The following is a 23,443-nucleotide window of genomic DNA, read 5'->3' as shown; positions in this document are numbered from 1 at the left end:
CAAGTATTATTTGCAATATAGATAATTATTGCTTTTTATTTTGAGTCTTATTGAGTAAGTAGTATACTCGTCGGTTAAAAAGGATATTAATAAATATAACAACAGTTTTATTATCTTTCTTTGATTAAAAATCAATTGAATAGGGATGATTTGTGATAATACTAAAAATATTAAAATTTTGCTTTAAACTTTTTATAGGTTTATTTCTTTGTGGTTTAATTATAGGTATAGCTGGTTATAGCTATTATTCAAAAGATCTACCGGATGTTTCAACATTAAAAGATGTTAGATTACAAACACCTATGCAAGTTCTGAGTAAAGATGGTGAATTGATTGCTGTCTTTGGTGAACGCCGACGAATACCATTAAAGTATGATGAAATTCCACCAGTTGTTGTAAATGCTATTATCGCTACCGAAGATTCTCGTTTTTATGAACATTTTGGCATTGACCCGATAGGTATTGTGCGAGCAATGTATATAGGATTAAAGCAGAAAGGTTTTTCACAAGGTGGTAGTACCATAACTCAACAAGTTGCTAAAAACTTTTTTTTAACACCTGAAAAAAGCATGTCTCGTAAAATAAAAGAGATGATTATTGCTATTCGTATGGAACAAGAATTATCTAAAGACGAGATTATGGCGTTATACCTTAATATGATCAATTTTGGTTCGCGAGCTTATGGTATAGCAGCTGCATCATTTACTTTTTTCGGTAAAACACCAGATCAGTTAACTATAGATGAAGCCGCTTTACTTGCTGGTTTACCAAATGCTCCTTCAGCATTCAACCCGATTTCTCATCCTGATAAAGCGTTAACTAGACGTAATTGGGTCTTGGGGCGAATGTTAGACCAATCTTATATTACTCAAGCTGAATATAATGAAGCCATTAAGAAACCTTTAAATGCAAGTTACCATACACCAAATATTGAACTTTCGGCGCCATATGTTGCTGAAATGGCAAGACAATTTATGTACGAGAAATTTGGTGAAAATGCTTATACTGATGGTTATAAAGTTTATACAACTATCTCTAAAAAAGATCAGGTTGCAGCAACAGAATCAGTACAAAAGCATATTATTGATTATGATATGCGACATGGCTATCGTGGTCCAGAAAAAGTCTTATGGGAAAATAACGAGCCAGCATTAGATGAAAAACAAATCCAAGAAGCCCTACATAAATATATTTGCTATAGCGGTATGTGCCCTGCAGTGGTAATAGAATCGAATGATAAGGAAGCAAAAGCAGTATTATCTGACAAAAATAATATCACTATTACTTACCAAAATATGAAATGGGCAAAAAAATTTATTAATGATAATCAACAAGGCGCTTCGCCAAGAAAAGTTAATGATACTTTAAAAGCTGGTCAATTAATTTGGGTGAAGAAATCTGGTGATAATTGGGTTTTAGCGCAAATACCTGCAGTTAATGCTGCATTGGTTTCTCTTGATTCTGATAATGGGGCTATTAAGGCTATTGTCGGTGGTTACGATTTCAATTTAAGTAAATTTAATCGTGCAACACAAGCATTACGGCAGTTAGGTTCTAATATTAAACCATTTATTTATACTGCAACTTTAGAACAAGGCTTAACCATGGCAACTCTGCTTAATGATGCACCTATTGTGCGGACTACTGGTAGTATGACATGGCGCCCAAAAAATTCACCGCCAAACTACGCAGGGCCTTTAAGAATGCGAATCGGTTTAGGTATGTCTAAAAACGTGATGATGGTAAGGGCACTACGTGCTATAGGTATAGATTATGCAGCAAACTATTTAGAACGTTTCGGATTTCCGAAAGAAAATATTTCTCATAATGAATCGTTAGCCTTAGGTTCTGCATCATTTACTCCTTTACAAGTTGCAAGGGCATATTCAGTAATCGTAAATGGTGGCTATTTAATTACGCCATATTTAATTGAAAAAATTGAACACGATAATGGTAATGAGGTGATTTATCAACACCAACCATTGATTGCTTGCCATAATTGTAAAGATGAGGTTGTGAAATTTGATTCAGTTTCTGTGTCGTTAGATAACGTTGAAAACGAATCGAATGAACTTGGTAATGAAGAGCCAGAGCAGGACAATCTTAAGTCAGAAGATAATCTAATCTTACCTGATATTAATAATGATAACAAAGCTGTTGATGTAACACCTAAGTATGCGCCGCATACAGTTGATAGTGGTATTGCTTATATTATGAAAGATGGATTACGTACCATTGTTTTTGGTGGTTCTGATTGGCAAGGTACAGCGTGGCGTGTAAAAGCCTTGGGTAGAAGAGATGTCGGTGGTAAAACTGGTACAACTAACCAATCGAAAGATGTTTGGTTTTCTGGATTTGGTGGCAATATTGTTACATCGGTTTGGATGGGCTTTGATGATCACCGTCGTGTTCTAGGAAGGGCTACCCGTGCCGAAGCTGGTGCAGTTACAGCTAACCCTCTCTGGGTTGATTATATGAAAGTTGCTCTCAAAGATGTGCCGGTAAAACAAGATGTAAAACCTAGCAATGTGATTTCGGTGACAATTGATCAACGAACAGGCATGTTACCTGGTTCAGGTGCAAAAACAATGTCTGAATACTTTATCAAAGGAACTGAACCAACTACATATGGAGCACAAGAAGTTGGTACTAGTGTGACGGATTCACAGGGCAATACTCAAGAACTATTCTAAGTAAGGTTATTATATGAATGGTTCAATAAGAATAATTGGTGGTAAATGGCGCGGTAGAAAATTGTCGGTTCTTGATAAGCAAGGTCTGCGCCCAACCACAGATAGAGTAAAAGAAACTTTGTATAATTGGTTAATGCCAATTATACAAAATAGCAATTGTTTGGATTGTTTTTCAGGTAGTGGATCATTAGGTTTTGAAGCTGCATCACGTGGCGCTCAATCAGTCACATTACTAGAGAAAGACAAGCAAGTGGCTAATCAGCTGAAAAAAAATAAACAACTCATTGCAAGTGATAATATTGACATTTATGCAACCGATACTTTTCAATGGTTAGATAAACCTGCGCAAAAACAATTTGATGTTGTTTTTATCGATCCACCTTTTCATCAATCATTGATTGAAAAGACAATAACACTCCTTGAAAATAATCTTTGGCTTAATTCATCCGCTTATATTTACATTGAGTGCGAAACCACTCATGATCTAACTAGTTATATTCCATCAAATTGGTATTTACATCGGGAAAAAACAGCCGGACAAGTTCATAGCTATCTATTTATACGAGAAGACAAATAATGTTTATACTTTTGGGTAAATTAATCTATTCATTTATATGGTTATTTTTATTATTTAATTTAGTTCATCCATTTCCAAAGCCGGCCAATGTTGTTGCATACGTTGGATTGGCCGCTTTTGTTATAACCCATGGCTTACAAGCTTGGTTATTACAATCAACGATGACCAATCAAGAAAAGCAGCAGGATAAATTTAAAGCACTTAGACTTTTTATTTTTGGTGTTTTTGAAACACTTAGCTGGAAGAACAAAAAATAACGGTTAAAAAAGGTTGCTATACACGAATATTTTTGTATAATGCTCACCACTTCTTTCGAAGCATTCAAAATGCGGGAATAGCTCAGTTGGTAGAGCGCAACCTTGCCAAGGTTGAGGTCGCGAGTTCGAACCTCGTTTCCCGCTCCAATTCAAAAAAACTATTCAAATCAATTAGTTGTAATATCGGTTCGAGTTGTATAAATATTTTTCTTTTGTATTTAAGATATTGATATTACTAATAAATATAGCTTACCCCCTCTTTTCATACCCACTCCAACCAAGCATAAGTGGCACCTAATTTAGTACATCAGAAACTGGGTAGTACTTCAGATAAAGACCTGTAATATTATGATTTTATTTATTATATAAAGCTTATCCCATAAGCCCTTGTGAAATTCATGTTTTAGGTTAAAAACTTACTTTATTACAATCGTTTGCAACGTAAGATATCATTTAGTTATGAGTACTGTGTACTTGATTTAGTACCTCGGAAGCCAAGTAGTACATTGGCTTTAAACTTCAGTGTATAATTATTTCATTGAAATAATGAGTCTTTATCTCTATGGCATTAATAAATTTAATGGTCGAATGATTAAGGCCTGAGAAAAAAACTACTCAATTCTTGATGATGTCAAATATTGTTGAAAAGTACAACACGAATCTAAAAATATTCTGGTGCAGGAAAGTAATCCTAAATATAAGCAAATGGACAATCCATAGGTTGGTTTTGTTGAACCTTCTTTGAAGAGATTTAGCAAGATTGACCACAATTTTATTCGCTGTGGAATGAGCTAGATTATCAATCAACGCATCAAGAAAACGTAACTAGATGTTTAGAAAAAATATTTAATTCTTTTTAAAAATCTAATTAGGTATATAATTAAATCATTAAAAAGTATCATTAAAGGGCCTATTATGAATTTAAGCGGACAAGTAAAATCTATTACCTACTTAAAAAACAATACGGGTGAAGTCATGAGCAAATTAGCTGAAGATAGACAGCCGTTAGTTATTACCCAAAACGGTGAAGCTACAGCCGTTTTAGTGGAAGTGAGTGAGTATGATAGGCAAATGAATACGATTGCTATGTTAAAGCGACTTGTTATCTCAAGTCAACAACGACAAAAAGGCCAAAGTCGTTCAGTCGATGAGGTATTTGATGAGATTCTAAGTAAAGATAGCGAAAGTTAATCATGACGGTTAAATATTGAGTTGAAATCGTTGATATTGCCAGTAAAGATATCAACCAGATTTACCAATATATTAAAAAATATGATTGTATTGAAAATGCTAGATATGTATTTAATCAGCTTAGAGAGACTATTAAAAAACTTGAGATACTTCCCCAACGTGGTTCTCATCCTTATGAACTTTATGAGTGGAATGTCTATACTTTTTCATACGACAAAGTTAAAGGGTAACTGTTTATAAAATGCCATCGGCATCAAATAACTTAATGATAAATGCAGTCGATTGTTGTTGTACCAATATGCATAAGCAGAAAATTTTGTCTTAGTTCATTGTCTAAGTTCATATCTAACGTTGATGACGTTAATTCTTACGGTAAAACTCATTTATTGTAGGTTTTACCTTGTTGATATAGCGTTACCATCCGCTGTTTAAAATCATCTGTATAGGTTCGTCTGTCTTGTCATTTTATTTTTATCGTATTTTCATATTTTATGGTAATTTATCTTAACTCTTAAAAGTTGTACAAATTAGTGTAGCCTATCCATCTATGAGATTTTTAGTTTTAATTTTATTGATTTTCCCTAAATTACTATTAGCGCAAGAGTTATTTATTGACTCTGCAAATAAAGAATATTTATATTTAGGAGGCAAACAAGATAATAAACAGAGTTTTATGGATTTAAAAACAGGAGCGATAGATTGGATAGATAATGCCAAATTAGAACAAATGCAACAGATAGGTATGCTATCACCAACAGAATTTTGGAATAAACTTACCAATAATTCAATCGGGTTTTATGCCAGTGGCTATGAACCATTTTGGGATGCCAAAATAACTAAAAATAGATTACAGTTTACTAATTCGAAAAAAGAGAACATAGCAATAAAAATCGATATAAAAAACTCTAATGTAACATATGATTTTGTCGCTTTTTTTTACTCAAAAAATGGTGTGTTTGGATTAATCCGAAATCTTGATAAAGAGTCTAAATGTGAACTCAATATTGATGAACCTTATTCAATATATGAAATTTTTATAAACTATAACGGTAAAATTTTTGAAGGCTGTGCTTATTTGGATAAATTATGAGCAATATGCTAAATATCATCTGGCTAGGCTACACTAATTCGTAGAACTGTTAAAAATATTTCTATAACACTGTTCAGTTTTACTACCAGTGATTTAATTGAAAGTCTGGCAAGTTTGTCGATTAAAAATCATGAAGTTATGTTATTTGAAAAGTTTAACACCGATGGCATTTAATAAACAGTTACCTCTTTTTTGTTGTATAAAAAAGGGTAGACATTTCAAGTGAAGTAGCCGTACAAAGCTGTCAATCCTTGAAAATATGGCAAAGCGTACTTAATAACAGTGCAATTTCCATCAAGGTTGTGTTTGACACTAAAGGCAGTAGACCGCAACAAGTCCATATCATCATCCGGCAATAAGCACTCACCATCATCAACAAAGCCTGACATAATAGCCCAACAAAACGGCTAACTTATCAACAAACCTAATCTAAAACAAGCCATGAGCTACTGGCGTAACCAAACAAAAGCATTTGGCTTAACCGGCAAAATCTCACCCCATAGTCTGATAGGGCATAACTTAATACTGCATCGAACAAAGTTTTATCAAAAAAAACTATGGATTTGGGCGTGGGATAGTAAGGGAAAGAATGTAAAATAAGTCTATGGTCAAGATAACTACAAAAACTAGAATAATATTATTTATATACTTTATATTGAAAAGATGGTTTATACTAATTCATATAAATTTACTGAATATTAAAAAAGTATTTTTTGTTTTGTAATGTAAATAAAACTATTTATATTAAATTAAGAGGATATAAATGAAATATGGACAGTACAAACTATTCTTCTGACTCACCTGTTTTTGCAAAAGAGCAAGACAGATTTTCTCGTTGGGCATTTTCAGAGCGAGTTGCTCAAGTTATATCTAAAAGAACCGACCCGAGCAGTATAGTTATTGGACTTTATGGAATATGGGGAGATGGTAAAACATCTGTACTCAACTTTATTGAGAAATCTCTTGAAAAAAATGACAATGTTATTTGTATAAAATTTAACCCATGGAGATTTGGAACGGAAGAAGAGTTATTAACCGGATTCTTTTTTACTATTGCCGATGCATTAGATACTGAACTAGTTACAACAGGCGATAAATTTAAGGCTTTTGTAAAAAGAACAGCATCAGATGTTACTTCATTAGCTGGTGTTGAAGGTGTTGGCAACATTGTGAGTTCATTTATATCTACTATAGATATAAATGAACTTAGAAAAAGAGTTGAAAATGAACTTCAAAATGCAAAAAAAAGAATATTAGTTTTAATAGACGATGTAGATCGTCTTGAAAAAACAGAAATTCATACTCTTTTTAGAATCGTTAAATTGACTGCAGATTTTAAATACACTTCATATATTTTAGCTTTTGATAAAGACGTAGTGGCTACATCGTTGCAAGATAGATATTCCAGCACTATGCATAATGCAGGAGAAGCATTTTTAGAAAAAATTATTCAAATTCCGCTTCATTTACCAAGTATTGAAAAACAAGTATTACGTGAATTTTGCTTTCAAGGTATAGATGAAGCAGTAAGACTCGCAGAGATTGATCTCTCACAAGTACAAATACAAGATTTCGTAAATAGTTTTAGCTATGCTTTTGATGATTGTCTGACTACCCCAAGAAAAGCTAAACTTTATGGAAATATTTTATTATTTGCACTTCCGATTCTAAAAGATGAAGTTAATCCAGTTGATTTAATGTTAATAGAGGGTATTAGAGTATTTTGTCCATTACTATATGAGTTATTGAGAACAAATAAGAAACTTTTTACTGGAACATTCACGAGTAATATTTATAGTAATAATGAACAGGAAAAAGACCATATTAAAAAAATTATTGATAGGACACTTGATAAAGCACAAAATATAAATAAGGAAAGTTTTATATATTTACTAAAAAAACTATTTCCTAAATTAGAAGCTGTTTATGGAAATAGGAATTATGGTTCTGATTGGTACGAAAATTGGAATAATGCTCAACGGATTTGTTCAGAACACTATTTTTCTAGGTATTTTACTTATTCTATTCCTAGAAATGATGTTTCTGATAAGTTAATAGACAAATTGATATATAAATGTGAAAATTTTAATTTGTCTTTTGATGAAAGTGAAAACCCTTTCAATGATATTCTAAATACTGATAATGCTGGAACATTAATAAGAAAGTTGAGACAAAGAGATGTAGATTTAAATGAGGCTTCATCCTACTCACTAGCTATTGCTATAGCCCAGAAAAATCAGTTATTTCCTAATCCAGACACTTTATACAGTTTTTTAAATCCTTTTGCTCAAGCAGCTATGCTTATTAGTAGTTTAATTCAAAATCAATCAATTAATAATCGAGAAAAATTAGCTTGTGATTGTATTGATAATTCACCGTCTCTTGATTTTAAACTTGAAATTTTCCGATGGCTAAAAAGAAAGGATGACGATAAACCAGAGCAAGAAGCGTTTTCAGATGAATCTATTAATATAATAGGAAAGCATTTAGGGAATAGCATTATAGAAGAACTTGGAGATACAGATATTACATTAGTTTATCCTAATTTAGTTTCTTATATATTTTATATTTTGAATAAGTATGTTAATCATAATTTTGCTAATGATTATATAACAAAACAAATTTTAAAAGATGACTTGGTGCTTGTTCGCATCCTTGAGTCTTACGTACCCACATCATGGGGAATGGAGTCAGGACTTCCCCATAAATCAAATTTTGAGAGAGAACAGTATAATCATTTAGCTGAGGTATTAGATACAAAAATTATCATAGAAAATCTGGAGAAATATTTTCCTTCTTTCTTCGAGTCAATTGAAGATGATTTTCCCCGAGATTATGATGATATTAAAGAAAAAAGTACTCTTTTTATTAAGCAATTTATATGGTTACATAAATATATTACAAAAGAGGCTGAAATAACAAGTGAATAAATTATTCACTTGTTGCAATAATGTATTTTGCCCGTTCGTATAGTTCATCAAAAGTTATTATTTCTGGTTGAAAAATATTTTGACGATATAACTCAAAACTTCGGATATGCTCTTGATTTATTCCGTATTCACCATTAAATTGCTCAAGGTTACCAATAACAATAAAAGCTCTAGGTCGAAAATTAAATACATCTTCTTTAGTAGGAAAACCATTTTCATCTGTTAAGGTCAGTTTTCCAAAAATAGATTCTTGTGCATAGGAAATCGTTCCTTGTATTTGTGCGATAGCTCCTGTTAATTCGTTTGATGGAGCCCAACAACCCGAACGATAAGGTATATTGTGAAGCAGTTGTGTTCTATGTGTTTTGATTTCAACAAAACATAAAGTAGAAATGAATGCCCTTGTTTTTAATAATGCATCAACCCTTTTCCCATGTTGTGAAACTTGATAGCCATGTACAACTTGTTCAAGGCGCTTATCATCTAAATTAGAGGTGTAAATATAATCTAAACCATATCCAAATATCCATGGGTTTTTTTCAAAAAACATTTGCCAAAGCGCTTCATCTTTACAATTTTTCCTAATTTTAACGTTATTAAAGTACTCTTGATCTTCCAGTAGTTTTCTAAACGTTTCTAATTGTTTTTTCCTATATGCAATGGTAACGATATCTTTTTTAGTTATGGCATGGCGAATTACTTCTGCAAATAGTTCTTCATTGTCTGAAATTAAATTTTCTGCTTGACTAGAAGTTAACGTTAATTTTCTTAATTCTTCGTCTGAAATATTAATAGAATTATTTGTTTTAAGTTTTATTGATTGAATATGATGCAAGAACTCGCAAAATTTATCTATTTCATCTCCAACAAAAGAAAATCCTGAGCCATAAGGAGTACCTGTATCTTCATCATTAATTATAAATTTCTGTATTGTGAGTACAAATGTTTGTCTATTATCCTCTAAAAATTTTGCTTTTATACAAGTTGCAGCATCAGTTTTTTTACGTAATATGATTTCATCATGCTCTTTTGCATATTCCCAACCTCCTGTTGACAATAAGGCTTTAGTAGCAATTCTGATCTTTTTTTCTTTATTATGGAAGTCTGATAACGCAGGGCTAATATAAGTTTTACCTATCTTAGGATTTTGGTAACTATCCATTATTACTCCTATAAATTGAGTCAAAATTCTCCTGATTACAAGGAATCATTAATTAATATTTTCTTATTGCATATTAATAATTTTACTGACTTGCTTGGGAGTAACCTCTAATATTTCAGCAATATTTTCAATAGAAACTTGTTTTTCTAATAAAGCATTTATAAGTACTTTCTTTTCAGCATTAGCTTTATCTTTTACTGTTTTAGTTTTATCCCTAGCAATCCTCTGCTCTTCCTTCCTAATCTGCTCAACCACCTGATAAGTTGGCACATATTTAAGGCTTTTTTCCAATTCATCCATTAAACCAATCGACCTAAAACTAGTATAAGACAAAGGGGATATTATCAAATGGTCTACAAATTCTATATTTAAGATGCGCCCCACTTGGATTAATCGATCTGTGATATCTTTATCAGTTACGGAGGGTGACAATCTTCCTGATGGATGATTATGTACAGCGATCACTCGTGAAGCATTTTTCATGACTGCTACACGAAACACATTCATTGGCTCAACATCTACCGATTTATAAGACCCTAAGGCAATGAGTTCAATATATAGAATGTAACCCGCTAGATTCATACCAACAATCCAGAAATGCTCTTTTTCTTGGTCTATTTTGTTGTCACGTAGTAGCACATTCTTCATGATATTATAGACATCATCCGTGCCTTCAATATATCGTTTATCGTTTTTAGCGAGTTTTATATCCATTATGAGGTATACTGTGTAAGAGTGAGTTTGTTAATGTTATCAATATAACATAATTCCATAGAATAAAAAGTCATTGATGGTATAGCAATAACGGCTAATTATTAGCCTTATAACCCCTAATTTGTAATACACCCTACCTTAATAAACGCCGCGCTAATAATGCTTGCATATCACGTCTGCCATCGGTAATTAAAAAAATAACGACCTGTTGGTCGATGATTTTGTAGATAAGCCGGTAGGATTTAAACAAGGTTTGACGATAATCACGATTGCCTAAATCTAGTAACTCTTTAGGAATACAGCATTTTTCATTCAAATGGCTTAAATTCTTAGCAGTTTTTAATAGTTCATCCAATACGTAATTGGCATTTTCAGAGCAGTCATACTCTGCTATATAGTCATAAATGGCAGCTAAGTCAGCCTCTGCATCTTGAGTTAAAGCGACATTATACACGAGCATTAGCTTTAGAATTATCTTTATCAAATATACAAGTGAATGCCATTGCTCCAGGTGTAATTGATACCCCCCTTAATGCAATTCATAATGCACAAGATAGAGAAAATTTAGCTAAAATGTCTCCCATGGGAAAAATTGGCAATCCGCAAAATATCGTTGATGCAGCTGTTTATTTAACGCAAAGTGAATTTGTGACAGGAACGACAATGATAGTAGATGGCGGATCCTCAACGGGTGTTTGGTAGAAAAATAACTAAAATTAAATAAAACTGTAAGTAATAATTATTTATATTTTATTGATTGATAAATATATAATTATATTGCAAAATTAGCTAATAATGTTATTTACTTGCCAATTGAATTATTAGTTAAAAGTATATTTTTTATGCTTTTAACCTAGCCAATAAGTAAGTTACAACTTAATTGAGTTAGTCATGGATGCTAAGAAAACAAATATTATTAATAAATTAAATAGGTTATTAAACCGTCAGGTTGCTTTAATTGCGGAAGATATTGATTATTTAAGTTACCAAACAGCCTCTATTCCTAGCGATATTTCTGCTTATGACGCTTATAGAATGATGACTCAATCTCAACCTAAATGGCTTAAAATATTATTTAAGATGAGAGATTTATTAGGCAGAATGGTAGGAATTAGAACAATAAAAGGTTTTGAACAGTTAAGTAAAATTATACCTAATGTTGGCGATACAGTGCATTTTTTTAACGTAATGGAGTTAGAAAAAGATAAATTAACTTTAATCATTAGAGATCATCATCTAGATGTTTGTTTGCATCTTTACTTAGTTAATGATAATGATAAACAAAATAAATTATATGTGATTACATCAGTCAAAAATCATAATTTAATTGGCAAGTTATATATGGTGCCAGTTTCTGTTCTACATCCATTTATTGTCAATAGACTATTGAGAAATCTTAACGCTAAAAAATGATTGTATTCGTAAATCAGGATTGATTTTGAATTGAACTATTAACTTTTTTACCCTTTTTTGTATGACAACAGACGTCATAATAAGTAAAATTTTTTAGCTAGAGAAATTTAGCTAAATATTTACGTAACTAATTTAAAATATATAAGGAATGTATAATGATAATTGTAACATTTAAGTTTAAAAGACCTTTGGAAGAACTATTAGCTAAATTTGAAGAACATAACAAATTTTTAGATGAGTATTTTGCCAACAATAAGTTTATCGCGTCTGGTCCTTTAGAGAATAAAACAGGTGCAATTATTGTAGTAATGAGTGATTCACTTGAAGAAGTTAAAAGTATTATGAAATTAGATCCATTTTGTATTTATGATCTTGTTGATTTAGAATTTACCTTATTTCAAGCGAATAAAATCTCGCCTAACTTATTAAGTAATTAAATTTACATTATCTGATCTGACGTGTTAAAAGTAGGTTGCATTTAATGCACCTACTTAAACGAATAATTTAATAAATAACTTGCATAAAACTAATTTTGTTTATCTAAAAACTATCCGTAGTACGATATCCACCGCCACCAGATGAAGAGCTCGATGAATAACTATTCCCACTGGATGAGGAACTTGAAGAACTTGATGAAGTTCGACTACTACTAGATGACCAGCTTGATGATGAGCGACTTGAGCGCTTAGAAGAAGATGAACTAGAGCTACTTAATATCGACCAGCCACTATTTGTACTTGAGGAAGTTGTATTATTTCTTAGCACGCGTCTAGCTAAAAGTTCCATAACTATTTTTTCAGGAGAATCACCATATTCTATTAAATTATTTAGTAGGTTATTAAGTGTGTTTGAAGAAATTTTATATTCATAAAAAGAACTAGGTATATTATTTTGCCTAAATAAATTTAACGTTTGATTAAAGCGAATAAAAATATCTTCAAGATTTCCAATTGATTGTTGAAAATGTGGAATACGTTGTTCAAGTTTTTTTATCTGTTTATCTAATTCAGGAATTTTTTTAAGTAATATATCATCTTCTTTGGATTTAGTTTGTAAGGTTAGCTGCTCAAGTTGTTTAATTGACTGATTTTTAAATAATTTTGCCAATTGCGCTGATATCTGTTTAAACTGATCACTTTGTCCTGTTTGTGTGTCATTTAATGTATTATAAGCCTCTTGCTTCTGGCGCTCAGCTTTAGCTAAATCATGTTCAATTTTAGCTAATTCAGTTTTTAATTGTGGAAGCTTCAAACTGTTTTCAACCAGTTGTTCTTTATTATTTTTTTGTTTTAAGGCCAAATCGTATAATTTTTTCTGATTATCATATTTAAATTGCGATTCTTTCATTAAGGATTCGAGTATTTTTTGGTTTTTATAATTTTCATTGAAATGAACAAATTCAGCTAGCGATTCATCCAGATTTCTAAAAATCCAACGACCCTTATAATTATCTTCGCCATAGTTTCTTTTGATTAAGTAATTGTAATAGCTATTTTTACTATACTCGGCTAATTTCTTTGAGAACTCTTTTTGGCATACTTCATAATCTTTGGTTACTTTTTCTAAACTTTCTTGTTCGATAGTAAAACGGTTAAACGATGAAACGTAATCAGGATCGCTTTCCAGTTGTAGCACCTTTTGAGTTGTAAGTTCATCTAACTTTGCAAGGGTATTTGTCAATTGCTGTTGATATTGAACAGTTTGTTTTTCTAATTTACTAAGCTTGCTAGATAAGTCACTATATAGTCCCTGCAATTGCTTAATAATATTTTGTATTTGAAAATTATCATTTTGGGGTGATTCTTTTAAATAAATGGTAGCAATTTTTTGATAAATACTAGCCTGTTCATTCTTCAAATTCAAAATGCTATCAAGGGTATCTTGTCTTTCTTTATAAGCCATATCTAAAGTGGCTTTAATACCTTGTGCTTGTTCATAAATTTTATTTTCAATTATTTTGGTCTGCATGGTTTACCACTCTAAAATCCTTCCAGATTTCACTGATTTTGGACAATTGAAGATTAAACGTCCTTTCGGTTTGGTACAAAGTTTATTGTTATCAATATGCCCATCTTGCATTTTATCGGTTTTAACACTGTTATATTGTTCTAAAGTGACTTGTTGACCAAATGTATTTACCAATTTTGATTCTCCAGTTTCAATACTTTGTACCCATAATGAATCTGAATGGTTAGTGGTTGTCATCGGTCTGACAATCAAGTACCACGATTTACCATTAGTATTGTCATGAGTGCGCTCTACTCCCGATTTATAATCTGGATGATCAACAATAGTTAATGTTAAATTGGTTTGAGCCAGTTTTATATAGTAAGCCATCATTTCTTGATAATGCTCGACATGCTCAAAATTCAAATTTTTTAAATCAGCACTTAAGGCATTTTGTAAAGCAATAATCTCACTCATATCAGAGTTAGGCACGTTTAATGCTTTTAACTGTTTCGAGTCAGATAGAATTTTATTTTCAAGTGTTTCTGCACGCCCAACAGAATTATAAAGTGATTCGATTGATTCAACATCAATATCTTGTTGTCCTTGATTAAGCTTATCAAGAATTTTATCAACAGAAATTTGTAATATAGGATATTTTTTAGTTGCCTCTATAAACTCTTTGCTTTGAATTAAGTTGGCCAATTTTTTATCTTTTTCAAGTAATTCACTTAATTCTGTTATTTGTCTGGTGATCTCAGGTAAAGTAGAGGTGATTGAGTTATCAAGTTCTTTCAGATCATTAAGTGTTTGCTGATTCATCTTAAACCTTGGCGATGAATTCTGCATTGATTCAGTAACAGGAAGATTAATCTCTTGATTAAGTAAATGAGTAATTGAGTCTTTTAATTTTTTTACAGGAACTTGTGCAAAGTGAACAGGAAGTTTATCAACTTGCAAAAATTTATTGTTAAGATCATTTAAGGTATTTTTTTGTGATAATATATGGCTATAACTTGTATCGATATTATCATTAATTTTTAAAGCATTATTTAATAAGACTAAGTTGATAAACAATAAAATAACTAAGATCACTCCGATAAATGGATAAAGTGTATTTCGTTTTATGTAACAAAAAGCAAAAAAACGAACTAACCAACTACGTTTAGGTGCAATAAATTGTAATCTTTGGTTAAACCAAAGATTAATTCCCTTCTTAATGATTTCGTCATTAACAATTTGCCCCTTAGCTTGATAATAATTTTTTATATTTTCAGCTAAGTTTGTACGCAAAGCGTTATGATCAAGGTGCTCTAGTAATAATTGTTGCTTTTGATAAAGTTCGTCAATTATTGCCATTGCACCTAGTTGGTCACTAAGCTTAATATTTGACATTAATTATTAGCCTTTAAAATAATATTATTAAAGCGTTGTTTACCATCTTCAACAATACGATCTATCTCTTTGGCATTATCAATTGATTCATTACGTAGTTCAGCAATTAATTGTTGACTTGATTCTTGATAATTGACAATAGCATCGACTAACGCACGTAAAGAATCAGCTTTAATGGTTGAGCTATATCCAGCACGTAAGCTTTCTTCTAATTGCTTATTACCAGCAGATGCAATGCTTTCAATACCTTTATTCATGCCATCTTTCATCGCTTCTAAAGTTTTAGTACTTTCGCTTAAACCAGTTAAAGAAGTGATTGATGCACTTAATGCAGTAAAAACAATTTCATTGGTGGAAAAAAAGCTTACACTTTGTTGATAAACTCGTTCTTTCACAGAGGTTGTTTGTTGTATACGGGCAAAGACTGCTTCTGCTGAATTATATGAAACGGTTAAATTATTGGCTAAATCCAATATTATTTGGTAACGACTGTCTTCTTGTTGAACATTACGTAATGCTTCATCTCGGATAAGCTCTAAACGCGCTTTTGCCAGATGATCATCTTCACTAAAATTATCTACATCGGCAATGGCTAATGCTAACTTATCTTTACATTCTTCTAGGCGAGAGGTTGCTATTTGAACTAATTCTTCGGCAGTGATTTGCGCTTGTTTCAATCCAAATCGAAAATCTTGATAGGCATTTAGAATAATATGCTCACGCTCAATTTGATTACCGGTTTCTTGCGATACCTGTAAATAGGTCTTTTTTATCAGATTGAATCGGTCGGGAATAGAGCCTCGTTGTAGTTTCATCCAACCTATTTTTATTCTTTCAAAAAAGTCTAATCGGCCATCATCCAGCCAACCTAGCATTTTTTCCATATCTGTTCGGATACTATCAAAATGATTAACAATTTTAGTATAACGTTGTGAAACTTCAACACCATCTATTTGTTCGCGAACCACTTGATTAAAAGCACTTTGTTGTTGTAAGGTTCGTGCTATTTCGATAACTCGATTTTTATCAATTTCGGCAACATTATCCAATAACTTTAAAATTGGCGCATCGGCTTGTGGTTTAATAATAATTCCGATTTTATTTAATAATTGTACTGCTCTATCAATATAAGGTACGACCTGGCTAGACATTTATAAATCCTTTAATTTTTATTATTACATCGACAAATCTGCTAAATTATATCTTAATATATTGTTTACAACAATTTATCTCAATAGCCTTTTAGATTATTAAAATAACCATCAAAGACAATAGTTTTAAGTATAAAAGTAATTAATCAGGGGGGATTTTAATGAATGTGGAGGGTTATATTTTGACTGGCTTTCTGTTTTAGTTTTGTGTAATGTTGTTAATTTAGCATTTACGTTATTTCATGTGGCTAAACGTTCGACTAATATCTTCAGTAATTAAATTTCCCTTCTCTGATTTGCTAAAAATAGCAGTGTATAGTGAATCTATTTAATTGAATAATTTGAAAAAAATATTAAATAAATCACTTGGCTAAAACTTATTTGATTTTTTACATATATTAATATATTTTATTCTTTTGATTGCCAATTTACCTACAATGTGGTAAAAATGCACTCCGTTCCAATCAGTTTTCTTTTTTTGAAAATTAAATTATCCATAACATAGCTTTTCTTTTTCTATTTTAAATTATTTACTAATTTAGTCATATTATTTGATAAATAAAGTCTTTTTTATTTGTTCGAAATTTTTGCCACGCTCCACAATTGTATTAATTTCTTAGCTGTAATAAGCAAATTGTCATGCACTTAATAGCACTACTTAAAAATTCTCTATTAGATTTTTCAAATAAAAATGTTGTTTTACCAATATAGATTTATTTTGGAGAGGAAATAATGAATAAAGTATTTAAGTTAGTTTGGAATGCACAGCGTCAGGCGTACGTCGTTACATCAGAAAAAGCGCAATCTAAAGGTCGATTGTTTTTAATTAATTTATTATCAGCTATCAGTTTAACATTAGTCATGACCCCAATGAGTTATGCCCAATGTGATAGTTCATTACTCAACAATAATTGCGCCCGAAACGTTACTAATGAGATTGCCAATAAAAATTTATCTAATAATCACTTATCTAATAAACAAATCAATGCTTATGTTAACTCACTTTTCGGTGTTAGTAATTTTAACGATCCAGTAGACATATTACTATCCAAGCATATTGAATCTGAGGATGATGGTTATAACTATACTAGTGATAATAGTGTTAGTGACATAAATTTACATCAATCTGCTGGAGATATTATTGGTGGTAAAAATGGTATTAATCTTAATCATAATGGTAATGGTTCAAGTGGTATTACGATATCAGGTGGTGTCACTGGTAAACAAGGCGATGGAATAAAAACTATAAATAGCTCCTCTACCCAAGATCTAAACATCACAGAACTTGTTGGTGCCAATGTTCATGGTCAAAGCAATGGAATTAACGCCGAAAATAATGGACACGGGATAACAATAATTTCAACTGCGGACTCGGTTATCGGTGATGAACTTGATGGTATTTTGGCTGTAAACGATGGAGATACTCAAGGTTTAAAAATAATCCAATCTGCAGGTAATATTCATGGGAAAAAAAATGGTATAAATGCTGATAATAGAGGTAAAGGCAGAACCAATATTACTTCTAATGGAGAGGTGGTTGGAGATGAAAATGAAGGTATTAATGCCGTTAATGAACAAAATGCAGGTGATTTACTGATTTCACAAAATGGTGGCTCTATTACTGGTGGACTTAATGGTATTAAAGCTAACAATCAGGGCAATGGTTCTACATCAATTACGGTTTCAGCTAATATTATTGGTCAACAAAATGATGGGATCTATGCCAATAATAGCAGCAACACTCATGATTTATCGGTGACCCAAAATTCAGGAGTTATTAATGGTAAATTAAATGGTATCAATGCTGTTAATAATGGCAATGGATCAACTATTGTCACAACTTCTGGTACAGTTACTGGTAACGAAAAAGATGGGGTAAATATCACTAATCAAGCCAATACGAATAAATTAACTTTTAATCAATTAAAAGGTGAAATTACCGGTAAAGAATACGGCATAAACATAGTTAATAATGGTAATGGTATAACTTCGATTTCAAGTCATGGTGCTATCGAAGGACAACAAAAAGACGGTATATTTGCTACCGGTAGTGCCAACACAACTGATTTAAACGTTAATCAAACAAGTGGTAGTATAAAAGGTGCACTTAATGGAATGAATCTGACTAATCAAGGTACTGGTTCAACTTTAATTACCACTAATGGCGAAGTCATTGGCCAACAAAATGATGGCCTTTATGCAGTAAATCAGGCTAACACCCACGACATGACGGTTAATCAATCTGCAGGCACGATTTCTGGTCAATCTAATGGTATTAATATTCACAATGAAGGCAATGGATCTTCTGTTATTGGTAGCTCTGGTGATATAACCGGTGAGACTAATTATGGTATTGTTGCTGTTAATGAGACCAATACCAAAGATCTTACAATTATCCAATCGTTAGGTAATATCAATGGTAATCAAGATGGTATTAATATTGAACATAAAGGGACTGGGTCAACAACGATTTCAACTGCAGGGCAAGTATTAGGCCATCAAGGTAATGGTATTTATGCTCTAACTCAAACAAACAGTCAAAATTTAACAGCAAAACAATCATCAGGCCGTATCTATGGCAAAAAAAGTGGTATTAATTTTAATAATAATGGTAATGGATCTACATATGTAAATACTTTTGGTGATGTCATTGGTGAAGAGAATGAAGGGATCTTAATTAATAATGACAGTCATAGCCAAGATGTCAATGTGATGCAGACATCAGGGCTGATTAAAGGTAATACTAATGGGATTAATATTAGTAATAAAGGTAGTGGTAAAACAACAGTAACTTCGTCTGGTGACATTATTGGTAGTCAATATAATGCCATTACATTACTCAATGATCAAAATAGCCAAGATATCACAGTGTCACAATTAGATGGTAATATGCAAGGGGAGTCATACGGCATGTATATCACTAATAATGGCAAAAGTACTACAGCGATCACTACTTCAGGCAATGTAACTGGTGCTGGGAATGATGCAATCCGTGTGTTTAACAATAATAGTGCTACGGATTTAAAAATCAATCAATTAAAAGGCTCTATAACCGGTAATCAAGATGGTATAAATATAGAAAATGATGGTCAAGGATTAACCAATATTACTACTTCAGATAACGTTATCGGTAAACAACGAGATGGTATAGCAGCGAAAAATGGTACTAGCTCTAAAAGTCTTAATGTTATCCAATCTGCTGGTGAGATTGATGGTAATCGCTACGGAATATATGCAGTCAATAGTGGTCAAAGTTCTACGGTAATTAGTATTGCCGGTAAAGTGATTGGTAATAATAATGACGCCATTTTTGCTGTTGCTGAGTCAGCTACAAACAACTTACTTTTTAGTCAGAATAAAGGTAGTGAGATTAATGGCAAACTCAATAGTGTCAATCTTACCAACAATGGGCAAGGTTCAACGAATATTAAAGTTGCTGGTCAAATCATTAGTCAAACTTTAGATGCTATCATTGTAGCTAATAATGCCAATACTAGTAGTCTATCCTTTAGACAAGAAGCCGATAGTAATATTCAGGGAGAAATGAATGGCGTTAATCTTACCAATAATGGACGAGGTTTAACGAATATTATAGCTGAAGGTGATATTAGTGCTAATCAAGGTTCAGGCATATTAGCCGCTAATGGTGATACCGCAACAGATTTATTTGTTAAACAATCCGATGGCGTCATCAATGGTTTTGATAATGGTATTATGGTGACCAATAATGGTACAGGTATGACTGAACTTGATATATCAGGAAAGGTAGTTGGCCAAAATAATATAACGGGAATAGGCATTAATACTTCTGGTAAAGAAGGCCTTAAAACTTATATCAATTTGAATCAAGGTGCAGATGTTTCATCGGCTAGTGGTATTGCGATTAAAAATGAAACAACTGATTCAATTATTTCCCTCAATAATGGTTCTAAAGTTAGTGGTCAAATTAGATTGGGTACTGGCAATGATACCTTATTTATCAATGAGGGTGCAGATATATCACAATTGACGGTTGTTGATGGGGGCAATAAATTACTTCGCGTAGATGGATCGTCTGATGTTGATAGCCTTAACCTTAATACTCATCTTATTGGTTCATCTACCTCTAATGGTTTGATAGGTGATGTGGCTATTATTGGCTGGGAAAATATTAATCTTAGCAGTATTGCTAGACTAACACTCACTGGTGATTTAAATACTGATAAATTAACTATTAATTCAGGTGCTATGGTGGATCTTAAATCTGGTCTGCACCAATCTAATATTAGTGGTAGTGTTTATAATAGTGGTGTGATTACCCTCGGTAATCAATTTGCAGGTGACCGTTTAACGATTGCTGGTGATTATATTGGGGATGATGGTAAGTTAATCTTTGACACGGTTGTGCAAGATAGTGATAGTCCAACCGATCGATTATTTGTACAGGGTAATGTTTCGGGGAGTACCTTTATCGAAATTAATAACATTGATGGTTTAGGTGCTGATACTAGTAATACTAATGGTATTGAATTAGTACATGTTGATGGATCAAGTAGTAATGATGCTTTCAAAATGCAACAAGGTCATCTAGATGTTGGAGCATATGAATATTATTTACATAAAGGTGATCTTAATAACCAAAATAATAACTGGTATTTACGTTCTTACTTACCGAATAATTCTGATGACCCAGCTAACCCAATTGATCCACAAGAGCCTATAGATCCAACTATAAATCCAGCTCCTGACCCAGAAAAAACGGGCAGAATAAAAACTTATCGTAAAGAAGTATCGATGTTTGGAGCAATAGCGGAACAACTTCGTTTAGCAGATAACCTTATGCAAAGTAATTTACATCAACGTATTGGTAATGCGCCATTGTTGGATTCATCAATAGGGTGGGGACGAATTATCACTAAACGTATTAATGTAAAACAGAATGGTACCGCTAATGCACACAGTAAAGGCAACTATTCTGGTTTCCAATTGGGTAGTGATATTTGGCAAAATAACGATTGGCGAATAGGCGGATACTTCGGTTATTTACATGGTAATTTAAGTGTTGATGGCTTTGCTAGTGGTAAATATGGGCGTATAGGTAGCAATGGTATTAATTCATACTTTATGGCTGCTTATAGTACTTATATGCAAAACGATGGGAGTTATTTCGATATGGTTTTACAAGCTGCGCGCCATCGAGTTGATGTAAATCCAAATAGTAATAAAAATAGCAAACAAAAAGCAAATAGTTTGAATGCCTCCATGGAAACGGGTAAACCATTTGATTTATTTGATAGTAATTGGAAAATCGAACCTCAAGCACAAATTATTCACCAATGGTTAGACTTAAAAGATAGTCATATCAATGGTAAAACTAAAGTAAAACATAGTGATAATAATGCTTGGTTATTCCGTATTGGGGCTAGATTTGAAGGTGATTATAAGGCTGATAATCAATTATGGCGTCCTTATGCTCGGGTAAACCTTTTCTATTCACCAAGTGGTGCTGATCATGTCACTTTTGCTAGTAAAAATGCTGCTACTGAGTTAAGTAATGGGGCTAAATCATTCAGTTCTGAATTAGCCATTGGTGGTAGTTATGAAGTTAATAATCAAATTAGTGCGTATAGTGAGATTGGCCACACTTGGACTCATGGTGGCGACGCCAGAGTTAAAGCGCCAATTAGTGCTTCTATAGGTATCCGGGCTAATTGGTAATCGTTAAATAAAATTTTGTTAACTTTGCAAAGCCGATATTACTTGATAAATATCGGCTTATTTAATTATATATAATTCTTTTTCAAATTCTTGTTTGATTGGAAAATTAAATATTAAGGTTGCGTTTAGTCAGCCACTCGACAATTGCTGGATCACGATGTGAGAAGAATGCACTAGTTGCGGTATCAATTGCGGTAATATTGATGATATCTTGATTTGAAAGTTCAAAATCAAAAACATTAAAATTTTCAGTCATTCGTTCTTTTCTAGTTGATTTTGCTAAGCAGACAATTTGTCTTTGTATTAACCAGCGTAAAATAATTTGGCCAACTGATTTATTATATTTATTGGCAATAACAGTTAATACTGGGTGATTAAAAATATTGTTTTTTCCCTCAGCGAATGGCGCCCACGCTTCTGGTTGAATAGTTCTACTTTGTAGCCAAGGTACTGTTTGCAATTGTTGATTAAATGGATTAATTTCGATTTGATTAATGGCAGGCTTAATTTTATTAAAAGCTATTAAGTCAGCAACACGGTCTGAATGAAAATTACTTACACCAATGGCTTTAATTTTTCCTTGTTGATACAACTCTTCCATTGCTCGCCAAGCGCCATGAATATCACCAAAAGGTTGATGTATTAAATATAGATCAATGTAATCTAATTGTAGTAAATTTAGCGATTGTTCAAATTGAATTTTAACACCTTCATAGCTAGTACGATTTAACCAAAGTTTGGTAGTAATAAAAAGATCTTTTCGGTTAATTCCACTCACTTTAATTGCATTTCCGACTTGGCGTTCATTTTGATAAGCTGTAGCGGTATCAATTAGGCGATAACCAACATCAATTGCATCTAATACCGCTCGCTGACATTGTTTTTCATCAATTTGATAAACACCAAAACCTAAAATAGGCATTTCAATGCCGTTATTTAATTTTGTGCTTTTCATGATGCGCACCTCTAACATTAAAATTAACTGAAAATATTAACGGTTGTCTTTTCGAATGATTATTTATTAATCTCACTATTAAGTAAAGTAGAAATGTTATCTCAACAGTCAACAAATGACTTGTTTTATAGTCGGTTTTTCTTGCTATTTACCTTTATTTTTATCTTCAAAAACCCCTTTCCTCAAATTTTTTTTATATTTAGTAAATTATTACTTTGATAAACTTTAATCAGTTAATAATTGTATTAAATAGAGTGGAAGAGTTTATGAT

Annotated in this window: 19 protein-coding genes and 1 tRNA gene; 13 read left to right on the top strand and 7 right to left on the bottom strand. The window is 32.1% G+C overall.

Annotated elements, in window-relative coordinates:
- The first annotated feature begins 152 nt into the window (after window positions 1-152).
- The 9 genes from B6D18_RS09535 (at window position 153) to B6D18_RS09500 (ending at window position 8,738) form a co-directional block, all read left to right on the top strand.
- On the top strand, window positions 153-2,693 hold the full coding sequence (locus B6D18_RS09535) for a PBP1A family penicillin-binding protein (protein ID WP_216818938.1): 2,541 nt from the start codon (window positions 153-155) through the stop codon (window positions 2,691-2,693).
- Between the two features lie 13 nt (window positions 2,694-2,706).
- The gene (gene rsmD, locus B6D18_RS09530) at window positions 2,707-3,270 is read left to right on the top strand and encodes a 16S rRNA (guanine(966)-N(2))-methyltransferase RsmD (RefSeq protein ID WP_086364238.1); all 564 of its coding nucleotides are present in this window, start codon (window positions 2,707-2,709) and stop codon (window positions 3,268-3,270) included.
- Window positions 3,270-3,527: a DUF1145 domain-containing protein gene (locus B6D18_RS09525; RefSeq protein WP_086364237.1), complete on the top strand. Its 258-nt coding sequence runs from the start codon at window positions 3,270-3,272 to the stop codon at window positions 3,525-3,527. Before rsmD ends, B6D18_RS09525 begins: the two co-directional genes overlap by 1 nt.
- 71 nt (window positions 3,528-3,598) lie before the next feature.
- A tRNA-Gly gene (locus B6D18_RS09520) sits at window positions 3,599-3,674 on the top strand.
- A 768-nt stretch (window positions 3,675-4,442) separates the two neighbouring features.
- A complete protein-coding gene (locus B6D18_RS09515) occupies window positions 4,443-4,718 on the top strand; it encodes a type II toxin-antitoxin system Phd/YefM family antitoxin (protein ID WP_065651277.1) in 276 nt (91 codons plus the stop codon).
- Between the two features lie 547 nt (window positions 4,719-5,265).
- Entirely contained in the window at window positions 5,266-5,808 is a 543-nt protein-coding gene (locus B6D18_RS09510) for a hypothetical protein (RefSeq protein WP_086364236.1), read from the top strand.
- Between the two features lie 215 nt (window positions 5,809-6,023).
- Window positions 6,024-6,167, top strand: coding sequence for an integrase domain-containing protein (locus B6D18_RS13030; RefSeq protein WP_086364235.1), 144 nt, complete (start codon window positions 6,024-6,026; stop codon window positions 6,165-6,167).
- A 55-nt stretch (window positions 6,168-6,222) separates the two neighbouring features.
- Window positions 6,223-6,408 (top strand): integrase domain-containing protein, encoded by a 186-nt coding sequence (locus B6D18_RS13025; protein WP_371328893.1) that lies wholly within the window; start codon window positions 6,223-6,225, stop codon window positions 6,406-6,408.
- A 170-nt stretch (window positions 6,409-6,578) separates the two neighbouring features.
- Window positions 6,579-8,738 (top strand): P-loop NTPase fold protein, encoded by a 2,160-nt coding sequence (locus B6D18_RS09500; RefSeq protein WP_086364234.1) that lies wholly within the window; start codon window positions 6,579-6,581, stop codon window positions 8,736-8,738.
- Between the two features lies 1 nt (window position 8,739).
- On the opposite strand, the gene B6D18_RS09495 is transcribed toward B6D18_RS09500, so the two are convergent.
- From B6D18_RS09495 to B6D18_RS09485, 3 genes are all read right to left on the bottom strand, one after another.
- A complete protein-coding gene (locus B6D18_RS09495) occupies window positions 8,740-9,900 on the bottom strand; it encodes a Shedu immune nuclease family protein (RefSeq protein ID WP_086364233.1) in 1,161 nt (386 codons plus the stop codon).
- A 63-nt stretch (window positions 9,901-9,963) separates the two neighbouring features.
- Window positions 9,964-10,614 (bottom strand): JAB domain-containing protein, encoded by a 651-nt coding sequence (locus B6D18_RS09490; RefSeq protein WP_086364232.1) that lies wholly within the window; start codon window positions 10,612-10,614, stop codon window positions 9,964-9,966.
- Window positions 10,615-10,747: 133 nt separating this feature from the next.
- A complete protein-coding gene (locus B6D18_RS09485) occupies window positions 10,748-11,074 on the bottom strand; it encodes a type II toxin-antitoxin system RelE/ParE family toxin (protein ID WP_086364231.1) in 327 nt (108 codons plus the stop codon).
- A gap of 32 nt (window positions 11,075-11,106) precedes the next feature.
- Between B6D18_RS09485 and B6D18_RS12850 the strand changes: the two genes are divergently transcribed.
- The 3 genes from B6D18_RS12850 to B6D18_RS09470 all read left to right on the top strand — a co-directional run bounded on the left by B6D18_RS12850 (window position 11,107) and on the right by B6D18_RS09470 (window position 12,464).
- Window positions 11,107-11,316 (top strand): SDR family oxidoreductase, encoded by a 210-nt coding sequence (locus B6D18_RS12850; RefSeq protein ID WP_254048633.1) that lies wholly within the window; start codon window positions 11,107-11,109, stop codon window positions 11,314-11,316.
- A gap of 189 nt (window positions 11,317-11,505) precedes the next feature.
- Window positions 11,506-12,027, top strand: coding sequence for a DUF2867 domain-containing protein (locus B6D18_RS09475; protein ID WP_086364229.1), 522 nt, complete (start codon window positions 11,506-11,508; stop codon window positions 12,025-12,027).
- A gap of 155 nt (window positions 12,028-12,182) precedes the next feature.
- Window positions 12,183-12,464: a YciI family protein gene (locus tag B6D18_RS09470; protein WP_086364228.1), complete on the top strand. Its 282-nt coding sequence runs from the start codon at window positions 12,183-12,185 to the stop codon at window positions 12,462-12,464.
- 103 nt (window positions 12,465-12,567) lie between these two features.
- Here the strand turns inward: B6D18_RS09470 and B6D18_RS09465 are convergent, their stop codons facing one another.
- From B6D18_RS09465 to B6D18_RS09455, 3 genes are read right to left on the bottom strand one after another with little or no spacing between them, the layout of a single operon-like run.
- Entirely contained in the window at window positions 12,568-13,995 is a 1,428-nt protein-coding gene (locus B6D18_RS09465; protein ID WP_086364227.1) for a hypothetical protein, read from the bottom strand.
- A 3-nt stretch (window positions 13,996-13,998) separates the two neighbouring features.
- Complete coding sequence (locus tag B6D18_RS09460) at window positions 13,999-15,369, bottom strand: DUF6384 family protein (protein WP_086364226.1); 1,371 nt, start codon at window positions 15,367-15,369, stop codon at window positions 13,999-14,001.
- Window positions 15,369-16,520, bottom strand: a complete 1,152-nt coding sequence (locus B6D18_RS09455; RefSeq protein WP_086364225.1) for a merozoite surface protein 3b — start codon at window positions 16,518-16,520, stop codon at window positions 15,369-15,371. Before B6D18_RS09455 ends, B6D18_RS09460 begins: the two co-directional genes overlap by 1 nt.
- Window positions 16,521-17,252: 732 nt before the next feature.
- Here B6D18_RS09455 and B6D18_RS09450 point away from each other — a divergent pair.
- A complete protein-coding gene (locus tag B6D18_RS09450; RefSeq protein WP_086364224.1) occupies window positions 17,253-22,217 on the top strand; it encodes an autotransporter outer membrane beta-barrel domain-containing protein in 4,965 nt (1,654 codons plus the stop codon).
- A gap of 106 nt (window positions 22,218-22,323) precedes the next feature.
- Here B6D18_RS09450 and B6D18_RS09445 read toward each other — a convergent pair whose 3' ends face one another.
- Entirely contained in the window at window positions 22,324-23,172 is an 849-nt protein-coding gene (locus B6D18_RS09445) for an aldo/keto reductase (RefSeq protein WP_086364223.1), read from the bottom strand.
- Between the last annotated feature and the right edge of the window lie 271 nt (window positions 23,173-23,443).

Origin of the sequence: Gilliamella sp. A7 (assembly GCF_002142015.1) — a bacterium.
Classification (GTDB): domain Bacteria; phylum Pseudomonadota; class Gammaproteobacteria; order Enterobacterales; family Orbaceae; genus Gilliamella; species Gilliamella apis_A.
Note: the sequence above shows the minus strand (reverse complement) of the source record. Positions and strands in the feature narration are given on the sequence as shown.

Coding starts and splice junctions, on each gene's coding strand:
- B6D18_RS09460 (WP_086364226.1), bottom strand. CDS start 15,369: ATGTCAAATATTAAGCTTAGTGACCAACTAGGTGCAATGGCAATAATT.
- B6D18_RS09490 (WP_086364232.1), bottom strand. CDS start 10,614: ATGGATATAAAACTCGCTAAAAACGATAAACGATATATTGAAGGCACG.
- B6D18_RS09525 (WP_086364237.1), top strand. CDS start 3,270: ATGTTTATACTTTTGGGTAAATTAATCTATTCATTTATATGGTTATTT.
- B6D18_RS09485 (WP_086364231.1), bottom strand. CDS start 11,074: ATGCTCGTGTATAATGTCGCTTTAACTCAAGATGCAGAGGCTGACTTA.
- B6D18_RS09470 (WP_086364228.1), top strand. CDS start 12,183: ATGATAATTGTAACATTTAAGTTTAAAAGACCTTTGGAAGAACTATTA.
- B6D18_RS09450 (WP_086364224.1), top strand. CDS start 17,253: ATGAATAAAGTATTTAAGTTAGTTTGGAATGCACAGCGTCAGGCGTAC.
- B6D18_RS09465 (WP_086364227.1), bottom strand. CDS start 13,995: ATGCAGACCAAAATAATTGAAAATAAAATTTATGAACAAGCACAAGGT.
- B6D18_RS09510 (WP_086364236.1), top strand. CDS start 5,266: ATGAGATTTTTAGTTTTAATTTTATTGATTTTCCCTAAATTACTATTA.
- B6D18_RS09515 (WP_065651277.1), top strand. CDS start 4,443: ATGAATTTAAGCGGACAAGTAAAATCTATTACCTACTTAAAAAACAAT.
- B6D18_RS09475 (WP_086364229.1), top strand. CDS start 11,506: ATGGATGCTAAGAAAACAAATATTATTAATAAATTAAATAGGTTATTA.
- B6D18_RS09495 (WP_086364233.1), bottom strand. CDS start 9,900: ATGGATAGTTACCAAAATCCTAAGATAGGTAAAACTTATATTAGCCCT.
- B6D18_RS09500 (WP_086364234.1), top strand. CDS start 6,579: ATGGACAGTACAAACTATTCTTCTGACTCACCTGTTTTTGCAAAAGAG.
- B6D18_RS09455 (WP_086364225.1), bottom strand. CDS start 16,520: ATGTCTAGCCAGGTCGTACCTTATATTGATAGAGCAGTACAATTATTA.
- rsmD (WP_086364238.1), top strand. CDS start 2,707: ATGAATGGTTCAATAAGAATAATTGGTGGTAAATGGCGCGGTAGAAAA.
- B6D18_RS09445 (WP_086364223.1), bottom strand. CDS start 23,172: ATGAAAAGCACAAAATTAAATAACGGCATTGAAATGCCTATTTTAGGT.